Source organism: Wolbachia endosymbiont of Glossina morsitans morsitans (assembly GCF_000689175.1).
GTDB lineage: Bacteria > Pseudomonadota > Alphaproteobacteria > Rickettsiales > Anaplasmataceae > Wolbachia > Wolbachia pipientis.
On the sequence record NZ_AWUH01000100.1, the window covers coordinates 1 to 7,703 of the forward strand.

Here is a 7,703-nt window from a genome sequence, read left to right on the forward strand (position 1 = left end):
GTTCGGGTTTTTTGTCGGGAGGACATATGCTTAATTTTACTGTCGGCAGCGAGATTGTGAAACGAAAATACATCAGCACACCATCATCCATTATCAATGGATTTATGTTTATTGGCAGTGGAGTTATAGTGTCAATGTTAGCACTTTTTACAGATCATAAAATGGCACTTTTTGCAATATTTGCGATATTGATAGTTGCCGGTATTTTAAATTATGCAACAAAAGAGACATACTCTAAAAAATAAAGTAGCTGAATCTCGAGTCGATTGCTATATTATATTTACGTATTGTAATATTTATCAATAATGGATCACGTTACAACAAAAGACACAACAGTAACTAAGGCAACGATAGCTGGAGATATAAACCAAGAAATAGGATTATCAAAGGAAGACTCTGTTTCGATAATAGATGATATATTGGACGAAATAAAGACAAGCTTGGTAAAGGATGGAATAGTAAAAATATCGTCATTTGGAACATTCTTGGTTAAGAAAAAGAAGGAAAGACCAGGAAATATACCAAATACATCGGAGAAAGTGATGATTCAGGCAAGAAATTCAGTTTCTTTTAGGCCTTCAAAAATTATAAAAAAATCAATCAATAATTAATGAACAAGGAAAAATTATTTTATACGATTGGGGAAGTAGCTGAAGAGCTACATTTGGAACAGCATGTTTTGAGATTTTGGGAAGGTCAATTTCATCAAATTAAGCCTACAAAGCGTAAAGGAAGAAGGCTATATGATCGCAAGTGTATAGAGGCCATAAAGAAAGTAAAATACATGCTATATGATAAAGGATATACAACAAAAGGAGTGCAAAAAGAATTTGGTAATGATATAAAAGTCACAAAGAATTTGTTGCAAGAACTCACCGATTTGAGGGACTATTTAACTAGTAAAATAAATAACGAGGAAAGTAACAAGCAGGCGTGAAACACTACGTTTCGCTAAAATTTTGGAGTTTTGTGAGAGTTTAAAATGTGGCATATAGCCTCATTTCTTGTGTTATTAGCAATATTAATAGGCTGTGGCCTGCAAAAACCTGCACCTGTGCTGCTTAAAGGCGAAGAATTTTACGGGAAAAGAGATCTGGAATATACAAGGGAGTACCATTTAATTAGGGAGCCTTCAGTGCAAAAAGAAAGTAGAAAAGCCATCATAAATAGGATATACAAAGATAACAATAATACACAAAATGTGGGGGTAAATTGTAAATTTGTAATGCCAGTTAAAGGTTCAGCTACCTCTTCTGATGAAATGTGTAAGGATGGCATAAAAATTGCTGCTCAAAATGGAACGAACGTAGTTTCCTCTGCACCAGGCAAAGTGATATATGTAGGCAAAGGGCTGAGATGGTATGGGAATTTAATTATAGTGGAACACAAAGATAATTACATGACTGTGTACTCCTATTTAAAAAACGTACATGTTGAAATTGGCGATAAAGTAAAGCAAGGTCAAGTAATTGGATCTGCAGGTAAATCAAGCACACAAGATAAAGATCCACAGATGTGTTTCACAATACGACATAATGGCCAAGCGGTTGATCCTTTGATGCATATGAACTGTAATTGAATTTGGATTTATATGAAATATGATTTTAAAAGTGTTGAAAAATTTTATCAAGATAAATGGGATTTTTCTGTAAGCAAGAGTGGTAAACAAGAAAAGTGTTACGTGTTGGAAATGTTTCCATATCCATCTGGTAAAATTCATATGGGACACTTACGTAACTATGCAATAGGGGATGTGATAGCGCGTTACAAGAGAGCTAATGGATTTGAGGTTTTGCATCCAATTGGCTGGGATGCGTTTGGATTACCAGCTGAGAATGCAGCAAGGGATAACAATATTAGCCCCGAAACATGGACAAAAGAGAATATAGATAATATGCGTACACAGTTGAAATCCATAGGTCTTTCTTATAATTGGGAGCGTGAACTCTCCACATGTGAGCCTGATTATTACAAACACGAACAAAAATTTTTCCTGGATTTTTTAAAGCATGGGCTTGCCTATCGAAAAGAATCATGGGTTAACTGGGATCCAGTAGACCAAACAGTGCTTGCAAATGAACAGGTGGTTGATGGAAAAGGATGGCGATCAGGTGCAGTTGTTGAAAAACGTAAGTTGTCCCAATGGTTTTTAAAGATTACTGATTTCGCTGAAGATTTACTCAAGTGCCTGCAAAGTTTGAAAAATTGGCCAGAAAAAGTCAAAACAATGCAGGAGCGTTGGATAGGAAAATCTGAAGGAGCAACTATAGAGTTTGAAGTAGTTGGCCTGAATAAGAAATTAAAAGTTTTTACAACTTATCCTCATACTTTGTTTGGGGCTTCTTTTTGTGCAGTGGCAGCAGAGCATCCTATTGTGCAGGATTTAAAGAATGGTTCTTCTGTTGTCATCCCAGTGCTTGACACTGGGATCCAAGAAATAAAATCGAAAAGAGAGAACGATGAAAAAATAGGAGTTTACACCGGATTAAACGTCAAACATCCATTTCTTGATAAGGAATTGCCGCTTTACATAGCGAATTTTGTGTTGATGGAATATGGGGAAGGCGCGATTTTTGGTTGCCCTGCACATGATCAGCGTGACTTTGAATTTGCACAGAAATATAATTTGCCGATAATTCCCGTTATTTCTTCAGCCCACTTAGGTGTCATTCCAGCGCGTGACCAGAATTCTTACAATGGATCCCAGTGTCAAGCTACTCAGATGACAAAGGAGGCGTATACTGGAGACGGGACAATGTTTAACTCCGAATTCTTAAACGGATTAATGGTTAGTGAAGCAAAGGAAGCCATAGTTAAAAAATTTGAAGAAAAAAAAATAGGCAAAAAAACAATAAACTATCGTTTGCACGATTGGGGAATTTCGAGACAACGTTATTGGGGATGCCCTATACCTATTATATATTGCAAAGACTGTGGTACTGTTCCAGTGCCAGAAAAAGACCTGCCTGTAATACTGTCCGCGGATGTGGAATTCACAAGTGGTGGCAATCCACTTGATAAACATCCTACTTGGAAATTTGTTGATTGCCCAAAATGTGGAAAGCAAGCAGAGCGTGAAACTGATACGTTTGACACCTTTTTTGAATCCTCTTGGTATTTTGCTGCATTCTGTAGCGAAGATAAATCAATAGACAAAGATGCGTGTAATCGTTTTATGCCTGTTGATTATTATATAGGTGGAATAGAGCATGCAATTCTGCATTTGCTTTACTCACGATTTTTCTGCCGTGCTTTAACCAAATGTGGCTATTTCGATATTAAAGAGCCTTTCTCTACTTTAATCACTCAAGGAATGGTCTGCCATGCAACTTATAAAGACGAAAATGGTAAGTGGCTATTTCCCGCAGAAGCAAAAGAGTTGATTGCACAAGGAGCTAAGGTTCAAGTGGGCAAAGTTGAAAAAATGAGCAAATCGAAAAAGAATACAGTTGACCCAAACTTTATCATAGAAAAGTATGGTGCTGATACTGCTCGCTTGTTTGTGTTGTCCGACACTCCTCCGGAGAAAGATATGGAATGGTCCGATGATGGCGTGGAAGGTTGTTCTCGTTATGTAAATAAATTGTGGCGTATGGTCATGCAGCTAAGACCTGTAAATATACACTATGATAATGAAAATGTTACGGGTGGACTTCTAGAGTACAGGAAAAAAATTCATAAACTCTTACACGGACTTACAGATGACTTGGAAAACTGCAGATTAAACTGTGTAGTGGCAAAATTTCGTGAGATGACGAATTTAATAGCTGAAATAGACGTAAAAACTGGAAAATCTCTTATTGATGAAGGTATATGTATATTAATCAGAGTAATCGAACCATTCATACCACATCTAGCTGAAAGCCTATGGCAAGAAATAGGAGGTCAACCTTGGCCAAAAGCTGATGAATCATTATTAGTTGACGATACGGTAACTATAGCAGTGCAAATCAATGGAAAATTACGTACAACAATCAAGGTGGCAATTAACTTACCTCAAGCAGAATTGAAGAAAATAGCGATAGACTCTGTGTCCAGTAAGATCGATCAAAGCAAAGTTCGCACTGTATATGCTGTACCAAATAAGATAGTAAATATAGTTATATAAAAGACCTGAGTAGTACGTTTTATATAATCTGATTTTATGGCTATACTCTTTTTGACATGTAGTTATATCTTTTTTAATATAAAGTATATATACTTATGCATTATATATTTTTTTGTATGCGGAGTTATATGAAAATAAAGAGATTGCGCGTTTTGGCTGTATTTCTTACTTCATCTCTAGCCGGTGCAGCTAGTAATAGTGCAAGTAAGTCAGAAGATAAGTACTATGCAGGTTTAAACTTTGGTGCTGGATGGGGTGATGGCTTTATAATGAAACCTAGTGTTGTTTTTGGTTATCACCATGACAAAAGCTCTAAATTTGAACTTGAGGTTCTCAGTAATATTAAGTCATTAAAGAGCATAGGAGCTAGCTTATTGGCAAACTACCGCTTCTATCCTGACCTTGATATTGATCCCGTTAAACTATATGTCAGCGGAGGTTTAGGAGGATATCTCCAAATAACACCTTTTGGCTTTGGTGTTAGTGATACAGTTGATGGTGATGACAATAGTTCACAAGAAGAAAAAGAAAAGGAAGAAGAAACACAAGGTGCTCCAGAATCAGGTGGTGAAGCTGCTGGTTCATCTGTAGTAGATAAAATACTGAGTTCTATTTCCTATAAACTAAAGTTAGGTGTTGATTATGAAATTACTCCACAGATAATTGGTGCAGTTGGCGTTACCGCAGGCGGGCACCTGAGTGGTATAAAAGCATTGCAAACACCAGATGCAACTCTGGAGGTAGGAATACGTTACAATTTTTAATGCTGCTACTTAGTTCATAAAGGTAGAGACAATGTTGAGAATGAAATAAACAGCATTAAAAACATATGAGATGCTTTTCAAATATGGTTTTGAACGCTAACTGTAGGTTGGAAAAAGAACAAAAAAAGGGTAAACATACTATAATTGCTGTTGAATGATGGAGTCCATTATTTTAGCACGAAGTAACGAACTCAGTAGAATAAGTTCTTCAAAAATAATTTAAACTTTTATTAGTAGGAGCAGTTTCATGGAATATTATAGCAATCTCACTAAAAGAAACTTTTATAAGTATCGTTGATGAGAAAGGAAAAATTGTTAAGGAAGAAGTTGTTGCAAGAAAAGTAAGGCAATAGCTGAATTTTTTCTTGGTCAAGGCAAAAAATATGAATCCATGGGAATAGAAAGTGGACAGTTGTCAATATCAATGTGCAAAGAATTAAGGCAGCAGCGTTGTTTGCAAGAATCAATAAGAATGATAAAAATGATGCAAAAGGCATAGCTCAAATGATGAGAGTTGGAAGAAGTGTTAGCAAAATCAGTTGTCAAATTAAAGTAGCACTTGGAAGTAGAAGAGCTGTAAACTCAATTGTGTTATGTATTAATAACGAAAAAAGGGGGAATGTTCAAAGAAGCGTGTCAAATCGCATTTTTAATTCAACTCAATTTTCAATCTGCCAGGAAAGAAGATATCAAGTTGAGAAATAATTTAAGCCCAATTCGGATAGTCCAATTTTGCTCTGCCTTTTTATAGCACAATACACTTGTTTATACAAGGCATTTGTGCTGGTAAATGAGCCCTTAGTTTTAGTAAATTTTCTAATCTGTCTATGTAGCCCCTCAATAGGATTGGTAGTATAAATTAGCCTCCTGACTGGGCCAGAATACTTGGAATAGCCGGATAAGTTTTCCCAATTATTTTGCCAGAATTTTGTGACTAGTGGATATTTTTCTCCCCATTTCCAACTCAAGCAGATAATTTTCAGCTATTTCTTTACTTGAAGCCTGTATTGTCATAAGCAGTTGCTGTAACAAAAATTGTTCCTTGCAGTAGGTAATCGATACTTCTTTTTTCTGCTTTTTTCTTTAATGCCAGTTATAGTGGTGTGTTCCCTCCGTCATTCTTAGCATTTATAGCTTTACCCAATTTATCTTTAGATATGTTCCATTTTTTACTAAACCTAAAATCAATTCCAAACATGTAACTTTTTGTTCTCCTTTGAATGAAGCAATATATTGCAGAGCATTTTTTCCATCTTTATTTTGCACAGTAATATCTGCACCATTTTGTAGAAATAACTCTAAGGCTTTATATCTATTTGTTTTTTCAAATTTTCTATCTGTACATGATCCTCATTCTTTTCTTTTATATGCTGAAGCAACTGATGAAGAGGTGTTTGTTCTTCCTGATTTTCACTATTAATGAGTTGTGCTAAATCTTCCTCGGTGACCGTTTTTATTAGGGTACCTAGAAACTTGCGCTTCTGTTTCTTCTACAACGACACGATAAGGTGTAAAATATTGTTGTCTTTTTCACCTTTCACACTATTAATATCCGTACAATCTTTTAGATATTTTTTAAATTTCCCGTTATTTCCATTTTTGATCGCTTTTAGTAATAGAGCATTGCTATTTGTTATTTCGTTGCTTATTTCTACTTTATGATCATCTTCAACATCGCTACCGTAGCCACTTTCTGCTTCACTATCTTCACTATTCCTACGATCATTTTGGTTGTGGTAGAACAATATTTGCTATTACCAGTAATTTCTGAAATTACTTGCTTTACTCGTTTTTTTGTTTCATCTGATATTTTTTCGATTGCTTTATCTAGCACTGGAAGGAAGCAGTGAACATAGTACCTATAATATTTTTCTTGTTCTCTAAGTGATTCTTCTAATTTACTTAATACTTCAGGACTAGCATCCTTCTCAAATAACTTTTTACACTTCTTGAGAGTTCCATCTTGACCTCTTGGTTTTTCACGCTTTTGTTCTTCTTACCTTTTTCTCTTTAGTGTAGTGTAGTTGCTCGTCTTTTCTATCCCGCTCTTGCTTTTCGTTTTTATCTATGCGTTCATCTAATTTTTTTGCATTAGTAGTTAGTGCAGTTATATCTACACCTATACTAAAATCTCAATATTAAAAGCTATTTAAGCTAAGATTCAATTTTTTTAATTAAGTCAAACGTTGTATATAGCTAACAAAGCTTGACATCACCTATAATTAACCATAAACATATTTCGGTAAACCTAAGTTACTTTTAGCTATATGTAGTTGAAATACAGGTAGAAAGGCAGGTGAGAAGGCAGAAAATTAATTTCTGTAAGAAAGTTTGCCGTCACAGTTAAACCTCACTTGAACAGTTGTCTACTATTTTAACCATTTTGTCTTAAAAAATAATAAATATAGCTAAACTGCGAAACGCGCTACTGGCTAAAATAGGATAAGAAACTATAGCTGCAAATTGCTGTTTTTATCCGCCTTCCAGACTTAGTTTTTCTTCTGATTTTTTAAGTCTTTCTTTATATAGTATGGAGCTTATCTCTTCTACACTTTTATCAATATCATCATTGATTATTACATAATCATATTTATCACGTTTGCTTATCTCTTTTTGAGCTGCGGCTAATCTGCACTCTATTTCGCTTGCATCATCACTATTACGCTTTTGCAAACGCAACCTAAGCTCTTCCATTGAAGGGGGAAGTATAAAAACGCTCACAACTTCTTTTGTCATGAGCTTCAATAAGTGAAATGCTCCTTGCCAGTCTATGCTTTGTAAAACGCTTATTCCACTGCTTAAGTTTTGCTCTATAAAATCTCTTGGTATAC

At 35.2% G+C, this 7,703-nt stretch carries 7 protein-coding genes and 2 pseudogenes; 6 read left to right on the top strand and 3 right to left on the bottom strand.

Features of this window, described 5'->3' with window-relative positions; genetic code table 11:
* From WGMM_RS02385 to WGMM_RS02410, 6 genes and pseudogenes are all read left to right on the top strand, one after another.
* Positions 1-245 (top strand): annotated as a pseudogene (locus WGMM_RS02385) (MFS transporter); the annotation flags it as partial.
* Between the two features lie 60 nt (positions 246-305).
* Positions 306-611, top strand: a complete 306-nt coding sequence (locus WGMM_RS02390; RefSeq protein WP_006279881.1) for an integration host factor subunit alpha — start codon at positions 306-308, stop codon at positions 609-611.
* On the top strand, positions 611-937 hold the full coding sequence (locus tag WGMM_RS02395) for a MerR family transcriptional regulator (protein WP_038249508.1): 327 nt from the start codon (positions 611-613) through the stop codon (positions 935-937). Before WGMM_RS02390 ends, WGMM_RS02395 begins: the two co-directional genes overlap by 1 nt.
* 45 nt (positions 938-982) lie before the next feature.
* Positions 983-1,579 (top strand): murein hydrolase activator EnvC family protein, encoded by a 597-nt coding sequence (locus WGMM_RS02400; protein WP_038249510.1) that lies wholly within the window; start codon positions 983-985, stop codon positions 1,577-1,579.
* 12 nt (positions 1,580-1,591) lie between these two features.
* Positions 1,592-4,108 (top strand): leucine--tRNA ligase, encoded by a 2,517-nt coding sequence (gene leuS / locus WGMM_RS02405; RefSeq protein WP_038249512.1) that lies wholly within the window; start codon positions 1,592-1,594, stop codon positions 4,106-4,108.
* 128 nt (positions 4,109-4,236) lie between these two features.
* Complete coding sequence (locus WGMM_RS02410) at positions 4,237-4,872, top strand: hypothetical protein (RefSeq protein ID WP_038249515.1); 636 nt, start codon at positions 4,237-4,239, stop codon at positions 4,870-4,872.
* Positions 4,873-5,521: 649 nt separating this feature from the next.
* On the opposite strand, the pseudogene WGMM_RS02420 reads toward WGMM_RS02410, so the two are convergent.
* The 3 genes and pseudogenes from WGMM_RS02420 to WGMM_RS02430 all read right to left on the bottom strand — a co-directional run.
* Positions 5,522-5,883: pseudogene (locus WGMM_RS02420) on the bottom strand (transposase); the annotation flags it as partial.
* Between the two features lie 479 nt (positions 5,884-6,362).
* A complete protein-coding gene (locus WGMM_RS06645) occupies positions 6,363-6,617 on the bottom strand; it encodes a hypothetical protein (protein ID WP_051599625.1) in 255 nt (84 codons plus the stop codon).
* 727 nt (positions 6,618-7,344) lie between these two features.
* Positions 7,345-7,703: guanylate kinase (locus WGMM_RS02430; protein WP_038249524.1), on the bottom strand; the 359-nt coding region annotated here is incomplete at its 5' end.

Bases quoted from the DNA above. Each gene is read 5' to 3' on its own strand.
- WGMM_RS02400 (WP_038249510.1), top strand. From the start codon at position 983: ATGTGGCATATAGCCTCATTTCTTGTGTTATTAGCAATATTAATAGGC.
- WGMM_RS02410 (WP_038249515.1), top strand. From the start codon at position 4,237: ATGAAAATAAAGAGATTGCGCGTTTTGGCTGTATTTCTTACTTCATCT.
- WGMM_RS02395 (WP_038249508.1), top strand. From the start codon at position 611: ATGAACAAGGAAAAATTATTTTATACGATTGGGGAAGTAGCTGAAGAG.
- leuS (WP_038249512.1), top strand. From the start codon at position 1,592: ATGAAATATGATTTTAAAAGTGTTGAAAAATTTTATCAAGATAAATGG.
- WGMM_RS02390 (WP_006279881.1), top strand. From the start codon at position 306: ATGGATCACGTTACAACAAAAGACACAACAGTAACTAAGGCAACGATA.